Here is an 18,594-nt window from a genome sequence, read left to right as displayed (position 1 = left end):
GCACCTCCTGATTGGCCTCAGTTTAAGGCATGGAGGTGTCTACGAAACCCGGGGCGATTCAATAAATTGGCTAACAAGGGCGAGATCACACCCCCTTGAGGTGTCCCTCGTCCCCGTTCCTGAAGCAACTCCATCTCACTCTGCATCGGCGCTTGCAGCCAGCGTCGACAGTACAAGATCACCCATTTCGGCATCTGGTGATGTTCCAGAGCCTTGATGATCAGGTCGTGCCCAACGTGGTCGAAGAACGCGCTGATATCCACTTCCAGTACCCAGTTCTTACGACGGCACCGAATGGAACATTGACGCAAAGCATCGTGGGCCGATCTTCCGGGCCTGTACCCATACGAGTCAGGATGGAAAATCGGATCGATCACAGCCTCCACATATCTTTTCACTGCGCCTTGGGCTACCCGATCAGAGACCGTTGGGATGCCAAGGATGCGCTCCTTGCCATTGTCTTTCGGAATGCGCTTTTCCCGTACAGGTGGCGGGAAATACGACCCTGAGCACAACCGGTTCCAGATGCGGTAGAGGTTATGATCGCGCTGCCGATCAAAGTCCGTGAGCGTCTGACCATCACAGCCCGGCGCGCCACGGTTGCGGCGTACATCCTGATACGCCATCCACACCAGCGACTTCGGTACCTCGAATGCTTTTCGCTGCACTAAAACGTCATCCTCGTTTAAGTTGTGTCCCGCACAACGAAAGTGATCCCCACCCCTTCGCTCCAGCCCCATTACAGGTCTTTCATCACTACTACGGGTGAGTCCGTCCCTATCCCCACGATACGTGCCGAGGATAGGTTCTCACGTTCCCCAAAATGGCCTGACTCAGGTTCTTGCTGCCTTAACAACGGGTGCCGTGCAGTCGGTAGACAGGTGTCCTCTGCACTTCTCGGGGCCCGGATATACAAGCCCGTTTTGACACCAGTGGAGATTTCGTCGCTTCATCAGTCAGTTCACTTTCGTTCAACTACCTGAGCCTTACGTGACAGTAGTTACTCTGCCTTTTCCCGAATCGCTCACCACCAACATGCTGAACATGTTCGCAGCATCGGGTCGTTTGATCAGTACGCCTGCACGCCCTGACCGGAGGGCCTACCTCCATCCATCTTAGAACATGGAGTGTCATGCCGCCGTTTTCATCTCGTCGTCATGACGACTCCTTCGTGACACACAGAGCCAATTCTTGCGTCCAAGAGCCCGTGGCCGGATCTGTTGCTCTATGTGGTTGTTATCGATAGGCACGGCGCCGTCATCCAGATAATGTGACAACGCCGTCCACCGCTTGAGGCTGTAATCCAGAGCTTTGGCGATGGCCACGCCATCGTGCACCAACTCGCGCTGGGCAATCATCCAGGTGTGCAGTATATCCATCACAGGGACGGCTATTTCTTGTCTTATTCGTCGCCGTACGTGTGGTTCCAGGTCGCGGATTTCACGTTCGATTTCGTACAGCCACTGGATATAGCGCAGAGCTTGCTCGGCGAGCGTACTTTTGTTCGTGGCGTGAAGGTCCAAGAACTTGCGCCGCGGACGGGCCATGCAGCCGATTTCGGTGACACCAAGTGCAAAACTGGCCTTGTAACCACCAAAATCGTCGCACACCAGCTTGCCTTTCCAGTCTTGCACGAAGTTGCGTGCATGTTCGCCTGAGCGGCTGGGCTGAAGTCGTACACCAATGCGCGGATATCGGCAGACGCGGTGGTTGAATAGGCCCAGACGTAGGACCGATGGGTTTTCTTCGCGCAAGGCATGAGCACCCGTACCGGCGTCTCATCGGCTTGCACCACGTTGTGTACAAGCAACACTTCGCGCAGTGCATCAACCAGCGGTTGCGGTTGCACACCGCAGATGCAGACCCACTGCGCCAAGGTCGAGCACGGGATGGCGAGGCCGGCCCGCCCAAAGATCTTTTCCTGACGGTACAGCGGAAAATGATCACCGTATTTGGCGATGATCACTTGGGCCAGCAGACCTGCCGTAGGGATGCTCTTGTCGATGACCTGCGCAGGTACCAGTGCCTGGATCAGAGTCTCGCAGTCATCACAGACCCACTTGCCACGGATGTGTTGTTCAACCGTGAACACGCCGGGCGTGTAGTCAAGTTTCTCGCTGACATCCTCACCTATACGCTTGAGGGCGCAGCCGCATTTGCAGTGAGTGTTGTCCGGTTCGTGATGGATTTGCGTGCGTGGAAACTCGGGCGGCAAGGCGGTGCGTTTAGGTTTTTGCTGAGCCCCAGTCGAAGCTGGAGAGGGTTGCAACGCCTCGAGCTCAGCTTCGGTGGCCGCGATATCAGCGTCGATCAGGTCATCAAGCAAGCTGGCTTGATACGGGCTTAGCTGCTAACTGCGCTTGGCAAACTTGAAGCGCTTGAGCTGTGCGATCTCATGGGTCAGTTTGTCGTTGACCGTTTTATAGTGATGAATCTGCCTGTCCATGACTCGACTTTTTGATCGAGAGTCTCGACACGCTGCATCAGCTGCGCTGCGATAGCGCGCAGTTTTTCAGGGTTTAATTGGTAGAATCAGGAAGCGAAGTCATGCCGCAGATTTTGCCAGAGCAGGCTAATACCGGCGATGGGCTCATTGGACAATTGCACGGCGACGCTGGTCATGGCAGTGATTACATCAAGGTGATCGCACTGTTTTGCCCAACTCTATGCCAAGGTAAACCCAGCACCAGGGCATGCAGTTGTTCGGCACCCAATTCAATCTGTGAGCCGTGCCGAGATCCCTGCCAGAAAAACTTGCCTTGATGCAGTCGGCGCGCCGCCAGCCAGATACCGAAGCCGTCATGCACCAGCACTTTCATGCGATTGGCGCGGTGATTGGCGAACAGATAAGCACAGTGCCGCTGCGCCGCACCGAAAACCGCAATCACCCTGGCCAATGCCGTCTCGGTACCGGCGCGCATGTCCATCGGCTCGGTGGCGAACCGGATGGCGTCGATGCGGATCATCGTAAAAGGTCTCGAAGAAAGGTCGCGCAGACGGCAGCATTTTCAGTGGGCCAGTTCACTTTGACGGTGCCGCGCGGGTGCTGTATCTGAACGCAGATATTCGATGATACTGAGTGCAAGCTTGTCCCGGCCAGCGGCACGGGTAACGGAACAAATGCAGGTTGCAGCACTGTGCTTTTCTGCGATTGCAGCCGAATCCATTTGTGGACGAGGTTTGCGTTGAGGTTATGGCTGATTGCGACGCTGGCAATCGAAACACCGGGCTGTGCACAATCTTGAATGACCTGGGCCTTGAAGGATTTGGAACAGGAACGGCGTGTTGGCTGCATGAAATACCCGCTTAAAAGGCTAGAACTGGTGCCCACTTAAATCTAAGTGCACACCATGTCTTGGCTTTGCGGGGCTGGGTAGATGACTTGGCCGGACGCAAACCGTCAAACAGCGCCATAATGAGGATTTCTTAGAGAACAGGGGCAGTCGCAATTTGTACCTTGACGCGTGTGTATTGGCATGGAGGGGCTCCCATTCAGAGGAAAGAAGCCGTGGGGAATTTCGGGATCGGTGCCGAGTCACATCCGAGCGCGGTGGTCGCCCCGGAAAAGCTCAACTTCGATCCAGTGGTGGGAGAAGCGGCACTGCCAGCAAGGAGGCGGTGGCCAAGCCAGCCTGCCTCCATACGGCTAATTTGGGGCTGGGCAGCCTGAGCTTTGTCTGGCGTCGCAGTTCGCTCAAAAGAAAAGTGATTTTATCGCGTAAATAAAGCTTCGATTTGGCGCTTCTGGTTCCACTGGTGTGCTTGCCGCACGGTAGGCTGCCATCAGCTGAACATCGTTGGCAAAAACCCGCTAGACGTACTGGTTTACGTCTGGGTTCAGCCTACGCAGCTGGTACCAATTATGTTTACTGATATACAAAGCAACCGCGGCGTTTCGGGATAGGCCAGCGTGGCAATTGACAGCGATAAATTCCCTCTGGGTAGCAATTTCTCGTATGCGGTCTCGCAGTACGTCTGCCTTGCTGCTCAACAGGTATTCGACGCAACTTCGCTCAAAATAAGGCCCATAGATTTCGATAACTTCCTCGTCAAATCCAGCATCAATGAAGTCGTGGTAACTCAAGCTCTTCCAGCGTGTTTCTTTGATGTTGGCTTGATCTTCAAGTCCTTCAGAGATTGATAGCATATGGAATCGAGGGGCTGGTGTTTATGTTTCAGCATTGCTGCGAGATAAGAAGGTGCAGCTGGGGATGGTTCGCTGCATATGTTTCCATCTTTTTTAGCGGCATAATACTGCGTCAAAGGGGCTTCAATACGCACCAGTGAACTGAGCGGCGATATGCCTGTTCCAGTTCCTCTGCTGCAACCGACGCTTGCTCGAATGAACTCCACACACTATCGGAGCAACGCTCGACGCAATGCTTCTTGTCTCGAAAAATCAGGTCGAAAGTCGGCGCATCATACTGGGCAGAGATATCCCGTACAGAAAAGCGTTCATGCTCGAATTGACGATGTTCGGCAGACGCGGTGCTCATTGACGACACGCTCCTTTCAGCAGCGTCTGAGATGTGGTTTCCGGGAGAACTACCTGCTTCTCCGTCGCGCATTCTCGTGGGGTTCCGCTCGAGTTATAAGTATCACGCTCTAGACGTGAGATGGGAGTTGCGATGGTGCTGCGGCCGATCACTACGCCTAGCTCATTCTTGGGCTGCTGGGACAGATGCTGCAGAACATCCGCGACTGCTAATTCGACCTTGGCCTTAAGCCGGGTAAGAGCCTGTGCTGAGCCATTAACTCCAACGGGCAGGCTGAGGGTGAGTGGGTACCATTGGGTATGGTTAAAGCATACGTTAGCTGATTAGCCAATGAATTTTTTGTTCGAATCCACGGTTGGAAAATTTAAATAAAACACAAAAAACAGAGACTTTTAGAACTACAATAAATAAATTTCCAAAATAAGAGAAACTTATAATTAAGCTAATTAGTTCGGAGTCAAAAACATTAAGACGATTTGATTTTTTTAACCAAATTATTTTTTTAGGCAACCGCGATGAGAAAATTCTCGAATAATAATTGGGTAAACACCTAAGGCGAGGACAAGGGTCGATAATGGTAGCGCCAGTAATATGCCGATTACTCCTAGCCAAGGCGCCAATATCAACAAAAAAGGAATTTGAATGCCCATATTAGCCAGAGTGATAATAGTTGCCTTTTTACTATCACTTACCGCTTGATAGTAAGCTGCTGTTAATACTAAAAAGCCGTCCAGAAAAAGCATGAACAAATGCAAACGAACAGCTTGAGAGGCCATGAGGTCCAAAGTAGGATCGTCGCCGTTAATAAATATTTGTGTAGCTATATGCGGAAACATTAGAAACATGAGAACGAATAAAACGCCTGTACCCAACACTACGCGTAAGGCCAGAACGAATACTTTCCTGACAGCAAACGAGTCCCCAGTGCCATGAAAGTAGCTTACTAGTGGTTGCATCCCACTGGCTAGACCTTCGACGAGCAAGTAGTAAGCCATCATTAAATAACCTGTAATGGCATATGCCGCTACATTCGCTGTACTACCGTAATGCATCAGCGCAGTATTATGAAGGAGTGCGGCAAAGCTAGAATACAGGTACATCAGTAGACTAGAAAAACCGTTAATTAAAATCGACTGACAGGCTAATGGTTTAATTACAAATGTTGCGCGGCATAAGTTTAAAGGTAATGAACTGTAGCGGGTAAACAAAAATACCAAGCCAATAAAAACAGAGATTGATTCGCCCGCGACTGTGGCTATAGCGGCTCCCCTCAGTCCCCAGTGAAACTCTACGATAAACAAATAGTCTAGTAATGTATTGGTAACTGCTCCAATCAGCATCATTGCTGTTGCCAGCATAGGTGCCCCTAAATTCCTGACCAGGATAGGCATAGCAATACTTGCTATCACTAATGGTGACGACCAACCAATTATTTGCAGATAATCACTGCCATGCTGTTGCACGCTCGGGCTTGCGCCCTGGATGGTAAGTAAACTATCCCGCCCAGCGATAATTAATATACCAGCGGCGACACCTAGCAAAACCAAAAGCCAGAATACTTGTCCGAGAAAGGACTCGGCATTTTCATAATTGCCTTCACCCTGAGCAATAGAGCAAAGCGTACCTGCTCCTGCACCTATCATCAGGCCAACACCAGCAATAAATCCGATCCAAGGCCAAGCCATATTGATGGCGGCCAGCCCTTCGACCCCGACGATGTGGCCAATAAAAATCCCATCAATAATTTGATAAAAACCACTGACTAACATCGCCGCAACTGTGGGCGTAGCATAACGCCAATAGGTAGAGGATACATTTTTTGTGTCTATGGCTATTGAACTAACTTTCATCGTGACGGACTGACCTTAGTTGATATAGTTTTTAACTATTAAACCTAACCGAATCATTAACATGACTTTATTTTGCATATTCGAAGCTAGCGATGATAAAGAACATGCGATTTAGCTACTTGAGGCAACAGCAGAGTCTATGACTCTATGTTCTTTAATTAATTACAGAAAACCTTGCTAGAAACATATGATTTAGGTTTTAAAAAACTTGAAAATAAACGAGATGAACACTGCTGCCGAGCTATACTAGATTTTGACAGATTTGAAGACGCGTTCTCCAGAAAGAAGGGGGTAATCAATAGCTAGTATCCGACTAAAGCTCTGGCAAAACTAGGGAGGAGTGAGCTACTTTAAGAGCTCACGGCTTAATTAGGACCTAGCCAATATTGAGCCTTAGCAGGCGCTCAACTGAATTATATATTCGAATACATGCGGGATGGATGTTTGGCATACAAGTCAGCAGAATTTAATTCAAGGAAAAAAAGCCATCCTTTTTTGAATCGTATAGGGTCTATATCAATTAATAGTCTGTCATCTGCTCATTGGTGTACTTTACACAAAGACTTACGAAATGAGTTTGAAACTAGATATCATGCAGGCCCTGGTACTTAATAGAGCTTAGCAGTAGTTGAGTCGCAAACTTCATGCCTTATAAAAGCAATCAGTGAATGGCATTAGCCTGTTAAAAGTTGTAGATGGTTTTATTTATTGTCTGACCTTTTGGCCGGGTTCCGTACTAAATTTGAATCAGTACTGGCCAATCCTAAAACTGACATCACCACTTATGATTTTGGTATCGACAGTCTTAAATTCACGCATCGGGATCCCCGGACTTACTTCAACTTGCAATGTTAGTAATGTGCCCTCAGCAGCGAGCCCACCGCTGAAGGGCACGAACATATTTCCCGGCAATACTACAACGGAAGGGGCTATAAGCTCAGGCACATCACCAACAGTGCGAATCAGAGCTAGATCCACCGCCCGGCCATCAAGAAGGGCATCATAAAGGCGTAAACGCATCTGACCACCGTCTGCAAACTTAAAGTGGCCAGCCTCGCTACCCCCAGATACGGCTAACACCATCTTTGAAGTTGATCGGCAGGTACCGTTCAGAGAAATATGCCGTATGCCGAGTGGGTACAAATTGAGCGTATCCAACGCTGCTAAACTACTTGGATTACGGATATGGCCGAAATCTACGATTGGCTGGTCCACACGCACCTCGCATGACTCCGCGCGTGCATAGTTACAGCCTAATGCAAGCATAGAAAACAGTAGCAATAAATACTTAAATAGAGCTAGGTGCAGCTTAGAGAAATACATAAAAACTCCTGTAACTATAAAAGTCTATCAAATAGGCTTACACGTAGCATCTGCTGACTCAAAATAAACATTGGGATCGGCCTTTTCTGGCAGGGAGTACTCCAATCTACAACGTTTCTCGCCGTCAAAATTTACCACCAAACGCTCCCCGAGCTGGTGACTGTCAAGAAAGATTTTCCCGCTTGTGGCCACGTTCGTGAGAAACTTTTCATCTTCACTGATAACGCTCGACCCAGGTGGTAAAACATTTCCACGGTCATCACGTGCTCGTAGCAACACCCGACGAGTACTGATGATCGAGAAGTCCATTTTGTTTACGGAACCTCTTCCGGCTGTCACGGTTTTTTGACCGTTCTTGATGTCCACATTACGTGGTAATGTATTTGTAGCAATTTCAACTTGAGAAGGATTGAACGCACTAAGTCGCGGTACTACTGCTTGACCCCAGGCGTCAGTCCATACTGCACCGCTTGGCGTGTTTAGCTTAACCCCTGATACGCTTCCAATCTTGGCGACAGCAAAGGTATCTTCGACGCTGTAAGGCGACAACGTCAAACCACCTTCGTGTAACACCATGCCACCGGAGAGTCGCCCATTGTAGCTAGAATTGTCTTCACCATATCTTGCATAGCCAAGGCTCATATTTGTATAACGCGGTAGCAAACCTACGTTGCCTGAAAAGTTACGTTGTCTGTTTTCCGTGTTGCTATCTGCTGCCACTTGGTAGTTGGCAAAAGAACCACTGCTGTCACTAAAGTTGGTGCCAAAGGTGGTTCGGCCATTATTTTTATTTGCATAAGTGCGCAGGCTACGACCAGTACCTAGAGGAACGCTTACGCTGAGGTACATTGCTTTTTCGTTTGATTTGCTTCGCCAGCTAGTCCTGTCAGTTTCGTAGCTGCTGCTAGCACTGTGCATGACGTTGGCATTCAAGTTAAAATATGTAAAGCGCCTGCTCCATGAAGCAGAAAAAGATTGCGTACTACCTCTGGATAGACTGTTTGAGGTTGAATACCCCAGCGCAAATTCGCCCATCCATGAATCTCTCCAACTGAGTGACGTGCCATACTGATCAATACTGGCGCCGCGCATGTAACGAGCATCTCCCAGTTTTGTCGTGTCCAACAGGTCTCTAAAACCCTCGGTACGACGGGTAGCGTTAGCACCAACACTCAGCTCCTTGGTCAATCGGGCGCTTAGAGCGATACCAGCTTTTGCCCCTTTGACGCCCTCATCACCTGCATTAGCAACGGTTGTGCGCACGTTGACTGCTATTGAAGGAGTTATGCTTGAGTCGACAGTAAGTGCTGCGGCCTGATACTGACTCTGACTTAGCAGAACCCCAGACGATATCTTATTTTGTGGGGTTAATAACCAGCCACCGGTACCTGTAACCACCACAGGTGCATGCATCTCAGATTTGTCAAACTGTCGCACTTGACCGACTGCCATAGAGTAACCAGGGGCGGTGTACGAAAATTGAGCCAAGGCTGCTGCGGCTACAGTGAAATTACGTTGCTCTCCATTAGCCTCAATTACACGTACATCCAGATCAGTATTACCGGCGAGTAATTGAATATCTGATAGCCGAAACGGGCCCGCCGGCACTAGCGTCGTATGAATTAAGCTTCCAGCTTGCCGTACCTCTACCTGTGCCTGACTGTATGCAATCCCCTCCACAGTCGCTCCACCGCGGCTTTTAACTTGCAAGGCGTGATCGGGCAGCATTTGGAAACCTGTAATAGCATATCCAGGAAACACCGAGTTGGTAATGTTAATTTCACCTACCTGCAGCATTGATCTATGATTAACAAAAGTTTTCTGGGCAAAAGTATACAAACCCCGCGAACGGCGATCACCATTCTGCTCCGTTAATACTTGTCGGCTGCGCATCAGCCAATCACCTACATTAAACCCAAAAACCGTATTAAGCGTCGTATGACGAGTGGATATCTCGCCAAAGTTGCTTTTTACCACAAAGAGATCATAGTTAACCAATCCTGCAGCACCTCCCTCCTGGAAAACCCCTCGCTCTTCTGTGAGTTGTCGCTGTGCTTCAGTGCTGACCACCAAAGCAACCTCTTCACGGCTTGGCCGCAGTTCTAACTCAGTTTGCGGAAACGACGCTAAGAATGCGTGGCACGTTTCAGGATCTTCCGGTGAAGCGTTTTGTCGTTCATCAGGTACCTTAAGATTGCCTTGGTCCAGCAGCGCTTGGTCAAAACATAATTCCCCATTTGAGTCAAATCGGGCATCCACCGAACCTCGAGAAATACCATTTACCAATAGTGTTATGCGCCTGACGCCCTGCTGGAAACGCGGTTTTTTGTTCAAAAATTCAGCAATTTTCGGATCTAAGCCTCTGCGAGCTAAGCTCTCAGGATTGAAGATTGCATCTGCATCTTGGGAATTATGTGGTTCTTTGTTTTCTTCCGACGCTTTTGCTGATACTGAGACCACAAAGGCAGAAACTATAAATGCACCTAGCGTGCGTATAAACTGTTTAAACTTTCGAGACTGCACATGCCTTGGTGAAGCCATGTTTAGCTCAGTCTTCCAATCGTACTTATTTAAGTTAGAGTTCATAAGTTTTTTAGCAAGCTATCTGCTGAGTTGTCATCAGTAAACTAAAGATGCTTCATAAGAAACGCCCTGGTAACCATAAATGCTAGCAGGATTAAAACGAATTTTTATGTCCGAGCTTACTTGAGTGCCGGAAGGAACTTGGATCTCGTCGACTTGGCCGGGCAGCATATAGGTCCGTGGGAATTCCAAGTCAACATCGATCGGAATCAGCTTAAAGCTTTTGTTAAAGCGCACTACATAAGGACTATCGTTACTCACTCTAATGATTTTATCATTCAACTCCCATTTTAATAGCTTCCAAGGTTGATTGTTAACAGGGAGATTTGCAGGGCTAATAATTATAGGCAAGTTTTGACTTACGGTCATATTGAGTTGATTTTTGCCTTTTTCGCTATTTGGTGGTATGCCCTCGAAAATAACACGCTTTAAACGCTGTGTGAGTAGTGGTCTATCGGATTGAAATATAAAACGAACCAATTGTTTTTCACGTCCTTCTACACGACTTATCGGGGATGTAACTATCAATAACTCTTCTTGATCTTCAGGTACGTTTTTGATTTCAGTATATAAAAGCATAGTCTGACTACTGGTGTTAGTCACATTGATTGTTCCTTCACCTACTCCTGCATCTACAAGCACTACTGACGTGTCGGGCTGCATGCCAGAAGCATGAGCAAAGGAAGTCACGGCAAAAACAGAAACTACTAGTATCTTACTTAGTAAATATTTCACAACAAACAACCTCTCACTAGATGCTTCAGCACTTAGCAGTTCTAGAATATGTATGCGACTTCACATAAAGCTACTAAAGAAGCACAAGCGCCTATAACTTTTAGCATTGTGAGTTAGCCAGATATTAAATTGGTTCAACTCACAATACGTAGAATTATGCTCTGTATTTATGGTTTAAGAGTTTTAGACAGTTAACAATACAATACAGATTTAGACAATAAATGCCGCCTTCATAAAGGCGGCATTTAACAGCTAAAAAGTGTAAGTGATTAATTCCAAAAAGAAAAAACTTTAGGATATAGTTCCAAACACTCTTTTTTAGAGATAATATATTTGCGCGGACAACTCGCCATTAAGATCAATCCTATCATCCTTCCCTTCGATATCATCCAACTTATAAATGAAAGGCTGGTAGCTGAAATTATATTTATAGTTTTGAGCGGAAAGAGGAGTAGTTGTGTCTTCTCCTGCCACGCTCAGATAATAATTTTTGTTGCGAACTACAACATCCGAGCCTTTAATGGAATCCCAAGGGCCATTAAGTGAAGTTGAAGTGATAAGATTAGGTACGCCAACATTGGTTAGAGGACGCTCATGGAAAAAAACCATGTAACCAGCTTTACCAAGGCTAACCTGATAGTCCGGAAGATCTTCAGCTCCTTGGTTGTCACGAATGCTAACCGCCACTCCATTTGCAACACTTTGATCGCAAGAAACTTCAAGATAAATTTCACCCGAGCGACCAGGAATCTGTGTTTCTTCACCCGATGAGAGGATCGCCTGAGAAACTTCACCCAGGTCAATTGTTGAATTAGCCCAAGTAACCCCGCATGATGATGGAGTTATATATCCAGTAATGTTTAACACCGAAGTTCCCCCGGTCACTGCAGCTGTTGCCGTGCCGAGAATAGATCCGCATGTTAAAAAAGTTCCCGCGCTCAGAAACGCCTTGAATTTTTTTTTGTTCATCTTGTATATCACCATGTTGGTTTGTGAAAAGCAGTATTGGGTTGATTTGTTGAAGTCAGTAAAATAGTACCCAAGGTGTTTCGAGGAAGCATCTCAAAAAACCTCACTTTTAATTATTCTATGAAATTTCACATACTCATTTGAAATTCTAGGTTCGCGCATTTCAAGTCCTAAGTTGTGGCTCACATCATTCACAATGCGTCACAGGTTAAGTTAGAGTGCGTTTCCTCTCATCAGGCGTACAGAAACCGCAGGGCAACTAGGGATAGTCTGAAGTAGGCCGCTATTTTTCGACTGCTGAGCCATAGGCGCTTTCAAAAAACGGCAGCCGTTCAAAACCGATCACGTCTGCCGCCTATTCCATCCATTTTTTCCGCTGAACGCTCCTCGCAGCAGCTATTTCCCTCATTACGGACGCACCTCTCCTGCGCTGGAGAGCAAATATCGACGCGCCATCCAAAGGTTCGACAGGGCGAACAGCGTCACCATCTGAGCAGTGTTTTTCACCAAGCCTCGGAAACGCACTTTCGTATAACCAAACTGACGCTTGATCACTCGAAATGGATGCTCAACCTTGGCGCGAACCTGGGCCTTGGCTTTCTCGATCTTGCGCATCGCTTTGTACAGCGCGCTGCGTTTACCGTGTTTTTTGTAGGTACTGCGCCGGGCTGCGATCTGCCAGATGACGTGGCGTCCCGCATGCTCTTCGCGCTTCTCGACACCGGTATAGCCTGCATCGGCGCAGACCACGTTCTCAGCACCGTGTAGCAGTTTGTCGACTTGGGTTATGTCCGCGACGTTGGCCGCAGTGATCACCACGCTGTGCACCAGCCCTGACTCATCGTCGACACCAATGTGAGCTTTGGCACCGAAGTAATACTGGTTACCTTTCTTGGTTTGATGCATCTCAGGGTCGCGTTTGCCGTCCTTGTTCTTGGTCGAACTGGGCGCATGAATCAGCGTGGCATCGACGATGGTGCCTTGTCGCAGCGACAAGCCGCGGTCGCCCAGATAGCCATTGATCACGCCGAGAATACCAGCGGCCAACTCGTGCTTTTCCAGCAGGCGACGGAAGTTGAGGATGGTAGTTTCATCTGGGATCCGCTCCAGGCTCAGACCTGAAAACTGGCGCAAGATCGTCGTCTCGTACAGCGCTTCTTCCATCGCAGGATCGCTGTAACCGAACCAGTTCTGCATGAGATGAACCCGCAGCATCGCCATCAAAGGATAGGCCGGACGCCCCCCTTCGCCCGTCGGGTAATGAGGTTGGATCAGGGCAATCAAACCCTTCCAGGGTACGACCCGATGTATCTCGATCAGGAACAATTCCTTGCGGGTCTGCTTGCGCTTACCGGCGTACTCGGCATCGGCGAAGGTCATTTGCTTCATTGAAAAGCTCGGCGATTGGTGTCCGGAGATTTTGCCAAATCAGGAAGTCTTTTTCAGGATTTCCCTAGATACACGAGTCGACTATGGACTAGTTCATCTAGTATCAGGTAGTCGTACATTTCGCTCTTTGTCCACCTTTGCGTTGACCTCCTGCCAGCGTAGTCGAGGTAGTATTTTATTGTTGCTCGGTTTTTCAGTGATAATGCTGATTCAGGTCTGCAAGAGGCTTTTGTACACGGGATCTGCGGGGAAAATTCTGCTTGTTCACTTGCATAATAAGCTCAACCTGGAACATATTAGCGGTGCTTATATTTTCAAACAGCGATGCTGCATTGCTTGTCAATAACACTCTCTAATTCAACGCTAGCATTATGCAATACTTAACAGCTAAGGGTACGACCGCCCTCACAATTTGTAAAATCAGAGAGATTTCTTGGTTATAAAGTTTTTGAATCACGCGAGACACTCAGAAGTAAAATCGACTTGGTTCGTTGTTGCAGCATACAACTAACGAATTGAGTCTTTTCAGTGTTCCAGGACCACAGTTTAAATTGACCTTCTTCACTTTTAAATAATTGACATTGATAAACTTTGCTCTCAGAGACCTAGGTGTAGTTTCTATATGCCTACGTGCGAAATATCAGAGTTTTAATTAACATAAGCCTAACCGATAATAATTACGCACGGGCAAATGTTTTTTTATTATTGCTAATGCCAATCAGAGGCCAAGAGAGACAGATAGCTTTTAATTAACGCAAGAGACTGGTCATCTTAATAAACTTTATGAAAACATTCGAGTGAGAAACTTCAAAGCTCACTCAGATGTTTCAATCACTAAGCAAGGAAAGATTTTACTTGCAGTCAAGCAAGGCTTTGACTAAAGAAGCGCCGTAAACACTTTCATCTTCAGATACAAACTGATAAAAAACCTTGTACCGTCTTACCAGACTTTAGAAATCCTTGAGAAAGTTTTTCGTCAATTGTATCAAGTTCATAACTATTACCTTTTGCGTCATACGCCTTGTAGCAGAGCCCACTAAGCTCAATATCTTTGACTCCAACATTGAGTAGTGATGCTTTGAAAGACTTATAATACATAGTTTTCCCGTTTGTCCAAACGACTCCTTGATCTTTCTGATTTGAGTATAGAACAGCAGAGTCTAATGGAACCTCTGCATTAGCAACGAAGCTGAAAACACACGCTAACGACGAAAGCAAAAACCTGTAACTCATTACAATTCCCTAGGTTCGAGTACTACTTGAGAAAAATACGATTTAAAAAGTCAGGAGCCATAAACCTTTCTACATAAGCACGTTCGTTGCTCCTTAATGCTACTTGAAATGAAATACACACCCTAAGCTTATATATAATTACCGGTACTAAATAGAATGAACAACTACGTCGCATTCTATTCAAGAAGAAAGTAAAGAATATTGGCACCGTTGAGGCACTCCTTGATCACCTAAAGGCGCTCACTTTGGCCCATATTAGCACCTAGAAGTATTCGAACCTGCGCTTGACTGTCAGGGCAAAGGAGCTATTGCACTGATTTTATTAAATGTTGTGTATCGCAACAGACAGCTCGATAGCATCCCTATTGGCATGTTCTGTTCGCTTGCATCCGGAACAGTGCGCTCTTGCACATCGAACCAGATGATCAGCATTTTTTTAGTTATAGTTATCTAAGGCTCAGCGTGTATCTTTAGACCCGCAAGAAATTTTATCCCTTCATCTTTTCCGACTCGGATTAAATTTCAATAAGATATTTATAACACCACGCAGATATTTTCACGAGTCAAAAAAAATCAAATTTTGTGACCGCGGAGAATTGAGACTGAATCACTTGCACGATTGGGGAGTCCCTGAGATAAATTCACATAGATAACTAATAATCCGATTTCAGGAGCATGGCATGTATCCATCAACTTTAGTGCGACACAACAAGCTACTTGCATTTTTATTTTTTTATATTAGAAGTATTTCAGCGGTTTTTGTGACAATAATCATATTTTTCTCGTCCCGATTGAAAAAAAGTAAGCTACTTCTAGTTTCTGTAAAATACCAGCCAATTGTCGACCTACATAGAAATCAATGGCGTGGTGCTGAGGCGCTCTTGAGAATCAGTCTTAGAGGAAAACAAGTCAGTCCTGCTATATTTTTTAACTTTACCAAACGCCTAGGTTTGAATACTTTCGCCACGCGCATGATCTGTAAGCGTATAGCTCAAGATTATAGCGAATACTTAAGTGCATGCAGAGGCATTTATTTTACTATCAACCTCACAGCGGAAGACCTTCAGGATAAGTCATTCCCTTCATTTGTTGATGCCTTGTTTAACGCTCATGGCTTGTCACGCAGAGATGTGACGTTTGAGATAACCGAAAAACATAGTTATGATTACGGCGAAATCATTGAGCAGTTGATTACGCTAAAGGGTTTGGGCTTCAAAATTGCTTTAGATGACTTTGGTACTGGCTACTCTGGCTTAGAATCATTTGAGCGATTACCTATCGATATAGTAAAATTAGATAGGTCTTTTTTTTCAAACGATCACAAGAAATATAATCCCGCATGGAAGCAAATCTTTAAGATGATATCTGATTTTGATGTAGATTTTATTGCTGAAGGTATAGAAACACATACAGAACACAGTGGTATAAAATCTCAAAATGTGCGCTATGCACAAGGCTGGTTTTATTCAAAAGCATTAGGGGCGAAAGAGTTTACTCGTCAGTTTTTTATTCAAGGTTCAACCAACAAATAAAACTTTCATCAAAAACATCAAGCATGAAAGATTTGACTCGAAAGTTTTAATTCCTATTAGATTTGATAACGCGGCACTGTGTGCTACAATTTAATATAAAGTCCGCAGCTGAGAACAAGATGAATCAAGATATAAAGCGGTATGTCTTAAAGAGCAGTGAGGTTGGCAGATATATAATTTACACTCCACCATTCGAGATACAAATTGTTATTGGTGAATCTCTAATTAGTGAGAGCACTTTAGGGTATGCACAAGGCAAACTACTTGAGATTCTTACGGAAAACGCTGGCGAAATAGTTAGTAGGGAGTCGATATTCTCTAATGCATGGCCCGATCGCGTTGTAAGCGCTAATAGCTTAAACCAAGCTATATCTCTTACTCGTCAGCTTATAGGTGACGATGAACTTCACAAGGCGATAAAGACAATTCCGCGTCGTGGATATACATTTGATTCATCCTTCATATTAAGTGAAAACGAAAGTAAAATAATAATTGACAAAGCATTCAAATGCAACTTCAATGAGATATTAGTAGAAGTAGATAAGGCTGCCCCCCAAGAAAATCCCCGAGCAGTGCTTGGAGATATAAAAAACTCGAGCAGTTTTTTTTACTCTCAAAAAATGCGTTTTTTTCGTTATTTAATTATAGGAGTAATTGCGATCGGCCTCTTATTCAGGACTTATTCCATATTCTATGATGACTGGTCTTATTCGTCTACTTACGTAAACTCTGGCAAAAATAGGATACTCTATATTGCATCGAGCAATGAGGAAATAAAAAAAATCAAAGCGTCATTAGAACCACTTGTAGCTAGATTTTCATTGATTAGCGATCTTCAGTCGCTAATAATATTTAATAAGATGCACGAGTTTTACAATATAGTTTGCCTAACGGAACGGTCTGCTCCAAAATTCATTACAGTTCACGTAAAAAAAACAAATGAAGTGGCAGATCAACAGATTTTGAGTTGCTTACAATGAAAAGTCATAAGATCGAGTTCTGGTTAGCTTTTTTTTTAATAATACTCCACCTATCACTAAGCTTTGTCGACAATGAAACATACATTAAAGGTGCATACTTTACTTCTGGTATTGTCATCACAAGCAAAGGTGAAGTATTAGAGTCTACTCATCGCCAATATTTCAATAAAGAAACTGCCTATAACTATGAAATGCTAGATGATACCATTTACTACTCCAATATGAAGCGACAGCCAAGCCTCTTGGGTTACGTGCGATATGTAGTTACTGACGGCAATATTTCTATTTCTCGAGCATACAAGCCTTTAGATAGAGATATTTCTTTCAATATTAGCTACGCTACACATGCTGGCTCAATATTTACAATGAATATGATTGAAATACCAGGTGTCGCTCAATACAAGTGTTTTTACATTGAGGAGCTTATGGAGGTAAAATGCTATGGCGTTGATAAAGATGAACACAATAATGCTGTTGAAACAAATAAAAAATTGAACTTTTCACAAAAATAGCATTCAAATAGAATCCAGTTATTTCCTTTTCTTCTTATTGCGCAACTGGTTTTTGGTAACGTACTAAGGTCATCAAGTCCACTTAGGTCAAGCGATTGTGCTTCTGGAGTTCTACAAGTATATTGAAAACACTCCATAAACAACAACGGCGGCAAGAATTTTAGTTCGCCGTTCTGAGCAGTGGAATCAAGCAGTTACGAGCCAATTTCGCCTTATGCTCTTCAAGTCTGTTCCACTTGCTAGCGTTTTTACTATGGCGCAGTAGCTAATATGGTACTTTTGTACCGGTAAACCAATCACGGATAGGGCGTTAATGTTTTCTACTGCCAGAGCCTTCGCCAGCCGACCGTTTATTTTCTGAAGCCGAATTCAGTTATACCGAAGCTTTAAAAAGCGCTTATTTCGCGCTTGGCTTCCTGCTCAGTTCTATATCCTACTGTCTTTATCGATTCAATTTTCAAACTCCTGAACACTCGCTCCATAGCTTCAATCTCTCCGCAATTACCCCGGCCGCTCATAATCTGGCGTATGTGGTATAGCCACAAACGATTGCGAAATAACATACTCGTATATTTGTAAGCGCACCATAAAGCCCACATTCCAAGCCAAAATCTAATGACTGATGCTGTACTCCCGATTTCTTTCAGGAGCAAGGCGCCATGATGCGTCCAGACGCCAAAGTCGAGAAAGTGTACCTCTACACCAAGCCCGTCGACTTCCGAAAGTCCATCGACGGCCTGGCCGCCCAGGTCGAGCTGGATATTAAAGTCGCGGTATTCGACCCAGTGATTTTTGTTTTTCTGAATCGCCACCGTACACGAGTGAAAATCCTATATCGGGAGCGCAATGGCTTCTGCCTTTGGCTCAAGCGCCTCGAATCTGAACGGTTTAAAACATCGCCCGAGGCCACCGATGAAGCCATCGTATTGAGCGTCCAGGAATTAAACTGTGAATCGCCCTGGGTTTCGTAGACACCTCTTTACCTTAAACAT

Annotated in this window: 15 protein-coding genes and 1 pseudogene; 4 read left to right on the top strand and 12 right to left on the bottom strand. The window is 45.8% G+C overall.

Annotated elements, in window-relative coordinates; genetic code table 11:
- Window positions 1–17: 17 nt before the first annotated feature.
- From CPH89_RS14855 to CPH89_RS14780, 12 genes and pseudogenes are all read right to left on the bottom strand, one after another.
- Window positions 18–668 (bottom strand): reverse transcriptase domain-containing protein, encoded by a 651-nt coding sequence (locus tag CPH89_RS14855; protein ID WP_096236985.1) that lies wholly within the window; start codon window positions 666–668, stop codon window positions 18–20.
- Window positions 669–1,181: 513 nt separating this feature from the next.
- A pseudogene (gene tnpC, locus CPH89_RS14850) lies at window positions 1,182–2,549 on the bottom strand (IS66 family transposase); the annotation flags it as partial.
- Window positions 2,550–2,630: 81 nt separating this feature from the next.
- A complete protein-coding gene (gene tnpB, locus CPH89_RS14845; protein ID WP_096236819.1) occupies window positions 2,631–2,966 on the bottom strand; it encodes an IS66 family insertion sequence element accessory protein TnpB in 336 nt (111 codons plus the stop codon).
- On the bottom strand, window positions 2,963–3,295 hold the full coding sequence (gene tnpA, locus CPH89_RS14840) for an IS66-like element accessory protein TnpA (RefSeq protein ID WP_096236816.1): 333 nt from the start codon (window positions 3,293–3,295) through the stop codon (window positions 2,963–2,965). The genes tnpB (CPH89_RS14845) and tnpA overlap by 4 nt, the downstream gene beginning before the upstream one ends.
- Window positions 3,296–4,259: 964 nt before the next feature.
- The gene (locus tag CPH89_RS14825) at window positions 4,260–4,496 is read right to left on the bottom strand and encodes a hypothetical protein (RefSeq protein WP_084375870.1); all 237 of its coding nucleotides are present in this window, start codon (window positions 4,494–4,496) and stop codon (window positions 4,260–4,262) included.
- A gap of 494 nt (window positions 4,497–4,990) precedes the next feature.
- Window positions 4,991–6,346, bottom strand: coding sequence for an MATE family efflux transporter (locus CPH89_RS14815; protein WP_084375868.1), 1,356 nt, complete (start codon window positions 6,344–6,346; stop codon window positions 4,991–4,993).
- 747 nt (window positions 6,347–7,093) lie between these two features.
- Window positions 7,094–7,669 carry a DUF1120 domain-containing protein gene (locus tag CPH89_RS14810; protein ID WP_084375867.1) on the bottom strand — a complete coding sequence of 192 codons (576 nt, stop codon included), beginning with the start codon at window positions 7,667–7,669 and terminating at the stop codon, window positions 7,094–7,096.
- A 27-nt stretch (window positions 7,670–7,696) separates the two neighbouring features.
- The gene (locus CPH89_RS14805; RefSeq protein ID WP_167422739.1) at window positions 7,697–10,210 is read right to left on the bottom strand and encodes a fimbria/pilus outer membrane usher protein; all 2,514 of its coding nucleotides are present in this window, start codon (window positions 10,208–10,210) and stop codon (window positions 7,697–7,699) included.
- Window positions 10,211–10,288: 78 nt separating this feature from the next.
- Complete coding sequence (locus CPH89_RS14800; protein ID WP_232005455.1) at window positions 10,289–10,987, bottom strand: fimbria/pilus chaperone family protein; 699 nt, start codon at window positions 10,985–10,987, stop codon at window positions 10,289–10,291.
- Between the two features lie 318 nt (window positions 10,988–11,305).
- Window positions 11,306–11,956, bottom strand: a complete 651-nt coding sequence (locus CPH89_RS30145) for a type 1 fimbrial protein (RefSeq protein WP_141125173.1) — start codon at window positions 11,954–11,956, stop codon at window positions 11,306–11,308.
- Window positions 11,957–12,364: 408 nt separating this feature from the next.
- Window positions 12,365–13,345, bottom strand: coding sequence for an IS5 family transposase (locus tag CPH89_RS14785; RefSeq protein ID WP_096236813.1), 981 nt, complete (start codon window positions 13,343–13,345; stop codon window positions 12,365–12,367).
- 906 nt (window positions 13,346–14,251) lie between these two features.
- Window positions 14,252–14,578 carry a DUF4354 family protein gene (locus CPH89_RS14780; RefSeq protein ID WP_084375855.1) on the bottom strand — a complete coding sequence of 109 codons (327 nt, stop codon included), beginning with the start codon at window positions 14,576–14,578 and terminating at the stop codon, window positions 14,252–14,254.
- A 680-nt stretch (window positions 14,579–15,258) separates the two neighbouring features.
- Here CPH89_RS14780 and CPH89_RS14775 point away from each other — a divergent pair.
- The 4 genes from CPH89_RS14775 to tnpB (CPH89_RS14760) all read left to right on the top strand — a co-directional run bounded on the left by CPH89_RS14775 (window position 15,259) and on the right by tnpB (CPH89_RS14760) (window position 18,573).
- Window positions 15,259–16,110: an EAL domain-containing protein gene (locus CPH89_RS14775; RefSeq protein WP_084375854.1), complete on the top strand. Its 852-nt coding sequence runs from the start codon at window positions 15,259–15,261 to the stop codon at window positions 16,108–16,110.
- Window positions 16,111–16,229: 119 nt separating this feature from the next.
- Window positions 16,230–17,090, top strand: a complete 861-nt coding sequence (locus tag CPH89_RS14770) for a winged helix-turn-helix domain-containing protein (RefSeq protein ID WP_084375853.1) — start codon at window positions 16,230–16,232, stop codon at window positions 17,088–17,090.
- Window positions 17,087–17,602 carry a hypothetical protein gene (locus CPH89_RS14765; protein WP_084375852.1) on the top strand — a complete coding sequence of 172 codons (516 nt, stop codon included), beginning with the start codon at window positions 17,087–17,089 and terminating at the stop codon, window positions 17,600–17,602. The genes CPH89_RS14770 and CPH89_RS14765 overlap by 4 nt, the downstream gene beginning before the upstream one ends.
- 659 nt (window positions 17,603–18,261) lie before the next feature.
- The gene (gene tnpB / locus CPH89_RS14760) at window positions 18,262–18,573 is read left to right on the top strand and encodes an IS66 family insertion sequence element accessory protein TnpB (RefSeq protein ID WP_232005454.1); all 312 of its coding nucleotides are present in this window, start codon (window positions 18,262–18,264) and stop codon (window positions 18,571–18,573) included.
- Window positions 18,574–18,594: the final 21 nt, after the last annotated feature.

It is taken from the genome of Pseudomonas fluorescens (assembly GCF_900215245.1).
Lineage (GTDB): Bacteria > Pseudomonadota > Gammaproteobacteria > Pseudomonadales > Pseudomonadaceae > Aquipseudomonas > Aquipseudomonas fluorescens.
Note: the sequence above shows the minus strand (reverse complement) of the source record. Positions and strands in the feature narration are given on the sequence as shown.

Excerpts from the sequence above, each read along its gene's own strand:
- CPH89_RS14780 (WP_084375855.1), bottom strand. The coding sequence starts at position 14,578 with ATGAGTTACAGGTTTTTGCTTTCGTCGTTAGCGTGTGTTTTCAGCTTC.
- CPH89_RS14770 (WP_084375853.1), top strand. The coding sequence starts at position 16,230 with ATGAATCAAGATATAAAGCGGTATGTCTTAAAGAGCAGTGAGGTTGGC.
- CPH89_RS14815 (WP_084375868.1), bottom strand. The coding sequence starts at position 6,346 with ATGAAAGTTAGTTCAATAGCCATAGACACAAAAAATGTATCCTCTACC.
- CPH89_RS30145 (WP_141125173.1), bottom strand. The coding sequence starts at position 11,956 with ATGAACAAAAAAAAATTCAAGGCGTTTCTGAGCGCGGGAACTTTTTTA.
- CPH89_RS14805 (WP_167422739.1), bottom strand. The coding sequence starts at position 10,210 with ATGGCTTCACCAAGGCATGTGCAGTCTCGAAAGTTTAAACAGTTTATA.
- CPH89_RS14765 (WP_084375852.1), top strand. The coding sequence starts at position 17,087 with ATGAAAAGTCATAAGATCGAGTTCTGGTTAGCTTTTTTTTTAATAATA.
- CPH89_RS14775 (WP_084375854.1), top strand. The coding sequence starts at position 15,259 with ATGTATCCATCAACTTTAGTGCGACACAACAAGCTACTTGCATTTTTA.
- tnpA (WP_096236816.1), bottom strand. The coding sequence starts at position 3,295 with ATGCAGCCAACACGCCGTTCCTGTTCCAAATCCTTCAAGGCCCAGGTC.
- CPH89_RS14785 (WP_096236813.1), bottom strand. The coding sequence starts at position 13,345 with ATGAAGCAAATGACCTTCGCCGATGCCGAGTACGCCGGTAAGCGCAAG.
- CPH89_RS14810 (WP_084375867.1), bottom strand. The coding sequence starts at position 7,669 with ATGTATTTCTCTAAGCTGCACCTAGCTCTATTTAAGTATTTATTGCTA.
- tnpB (WP_232005454.1), top strand. The coding sequence starts at position 18,262 with ATGATGCGTCCAGACGCCAAAGTCGAGAAAGTGTACCTCTACACCAAG.
- CPH89_RS14825 (WP_084375870.1), bottom strand. The coding sequence starts at position 4,496 with ATGAGCACCGCGTCTGCCGAACATCGTCAATTCGAGCATGAACGCTTT.
- tnpB (WP_096236819.1), bottom strand. The coding sequence starts at position 2,966 with ATGATCCGCATCGACGCCATCCGGTTCGCCACCGAGCCGATGGACATG.